2 protein-coding genes are annotated in these 1,159 nt (G+C 43.5%); both read right to left on the reverse strand.

Annotated features, from left to right (window positions below; genetic code table 11):
* Positions 1–594, reverse strand: a 594-nt coding sequence (locus DW657_RS17375; RefSeq protein ID WP_199658381.1) for a hypothetical protein, incomplete at its 3' end; no start/stop codon positions are given.
* Positions 595–629: 35 nt separating this feature from the next.
* Positions 630–1,159 (reverse strand): relaxase/mobilization nuclease domain-containing protein (locus tag DW657_RS17380; protein WP_158577427.1); only part of this gene is annotated, 530 nt, incomplete at its 5' end.

Below are 1,159 nucleotides of genomic sequence, written 5' to 3' on the forward strand. Positions count from 1 at the left end.
ATCTCGGCAAACAGAAAAATGCTTTTCGATGTATCGAACATTGGGGTCATCGGATGGAAGCACCATCTTCAAAGCCCGATACTTCAAATCTGCCTCCTCCCAATCTTGATGCTCTCGCCATTGGGTGAGATTGCCCCAAATGGAGAGAACAAGAGATAGAGCCAAGCCACCAATGAAAAGAAGAACACACTTTGAAGTTGGCTCGAAGCGATGGGTAACAACTTTCTTCAGAGGTGTATTACCCATTGCGTGAAGTTTGTCCTGCACATTTTTTGATGTGGCATTCAGCTCTTGTTTCACCTGATTAACAGTATCAAGCAAGAGTTTACTTCGTTGTTCATCTTTGCTTGCTTCTTTTTTGGTAAGGTCGGTAAAAATGCAGATAGCTTCTCTTAATCTTACCAATTTGTCAATAGCATCCCCTTCTTTTACAGCCATAGCAAGAATAGCTTTTTCAAGTTTGCTAGTATCAACACTTACAGAGGCCGGAGTGCTTTCCGCCTCTGTATTCTTTGGTGAGGCAGAAAGTTCATCGACTTTTTGCTCCAATCTCTCAACTGTGCCGTAGATGGCTTCTAACATTTCTTCTTTCATCTTTCTTATGTTGTTTGAATGGTTTGTAACTTGCATCAAAGGCTAAAGCCTCTTCTGCGTTTCTTCTTTTTCTTCTTGACTGATTCATCCTCTGGGAATGGCTCAAAGGTCTGAGCATTGGCTGGAGCAAAAAGTCCAATGGAAGAAATACCATCCCAAGGGTCCTGGCTGCTCTCCGATATGGATGGCACCTGCTCATATTGCTGAGCAGAGCTGGCTCTTGCTGATAAAAGGTTCTCCGTTCCCTCAAATCTCGCATCCAACTTGCCAAAGCTGTATTCTCGGCTAATCTGCGTACCCTTGAAGCTATATCCGTCCTTACAGAATCGGATACCTTGCACCTTGGTTCTTCTCTCCTTGTCCTTATAGACTAACTCCAAGAGAACACCTCGTTTTGCAAGTTCATTCTTGAACTTCTGCCAACTACCTGCCGTTCGCAATACACTCTTAATTGCATTATGAATCTCATATTTGGCTCGCTCGGCATTGCGTAACTTGCGTGTATTAGTCTTACTCTTGTCCGTTCCATAGGTCAGTCCATACTTGGATTTTAGAGCCTTGGTCA

Origin of the sequence: Prevotella sp. AM23-5 (assembly GCF_003473645.1) — a bacterium.
GTDB lineage: Bacteria > Bacteroidota > Bacteroidia > Bacteroidales > Bacteroidaceae > Prevotella > Prevotella copri_A.